Annotated in this window: 1 pseudogene; it reads right to left on the bottom strand. The window is 61.9% G+C overall.

What is annotated here, in order from left to right:
• Positions 1–375: pseudogene (locus ACMUVN_RS33285) on the bottom strand (sugar ABC transporter permease); the annotation flags it as partial.
• Positions 376–548: the final 173 nt, after the last annotated feature.

The following is a 548-nucleotide window of genomic DNA, read 5'->3' as shown; positions in this document are numbered from 1 at the left end:
GCCGCGGATCTTCTGGTCGAGCAGGATGGCGAGGAAGAGACCGAGCGCCAGGCAGATGCCGACATAGAGGAAGCCGAAGATCGCCATGTTGGTGATCGAGGTATACCAGGAGGACGGCGGATCGCTCTCGAAGGTCCAGCGCCACAGCCGCTGATAGGCGCGTGCGCCGGTCAGCGCATAGGAAGGAAAGGTCTTGGAATTGGTGAAGGACAGATAGGCCGTCCAGATGATGAAGCCGTAGACGAAGATGATGGTGATGACGAAGCTCGGCGCCAGCACGATCTTCGGCAGCGCATCCTGCAGCCGGCCGCGCAACGAGATGCCCGTCGATTGCCGCGGCGTCAGAACCGGATCGGTGGTCGCAACTGTGCTCATGGAATGTCATCTCCTCCCCGCATGATGGCTCCTCGATATCGTCCGGGCATGATCATCCTGCGTGATCGGCGCGGAGCCTGAAGCTTCCCCGCGGGTCACGCGGGGAAGCATTGTCATCACAAGTGATCTCAGCGGGCGTCGTCGATCGCCTGGACCAGCTGGGTCACGGCCTC

The organism is Rhizobium sp. IY2 (assembly GCF_047532935.1).
Classification (GTDB): domain Bacteria; phylum Pseudomonadota; class Alphaproteobacteria; order Rhizobiales; family Rhizobiaceae; genus Rhizobium; species Rhizobium anhuiense.
This window is presented reverse-complemented; position numbering and strand designations above follow the sequence as displayed.